At 42.7% G+C, this 234-nt stretch carries 1 pseudogene; it reads left to right on the top strand.

From position 1 onward, the window contains the following. Positions 1-234: pseudogene (locus JR005_RS00035) on the top strand (antibiotic ABC transporter permease); the annotation flags it as partial.

The raw sequence follows: 234 nt of genomic DNA, 5'->3' as shown, positions 1-234 counted from the left end.
GATAAGCTCAATCGTGCTCAATCCTCACCTATACAGGTAATTTTAGATGGACGCAATTCCTCGACCGCAGGAATGGTAGGCACTTATATCGCTAATGTTGTGAGTTCTTTGAATCAGGAGCGTTTGGGGAATATAACGCCTTTTCAACTGGAAATACGCACATGGTATAACCCAAATCAGGAGTCCAGATGGGGGATTATGCCTTCATTAATTGCTGCTTTGAGTATGATGCAA

Origin of the sequence: Acinetobacter sp. Colony158 (assembly GCF_019264745.1) — a bacterium.
GTDB classification, from domain to species: Bacteria; Pseudomonadota; Gammaproteobacteria; order Pseudomonadales; family Moraxellaceae; genus Acinetobacter; species Acinetobacter ursingii.
This window is presented reverse-complemented; position numbering and strand designations above follow the sequence as displayed.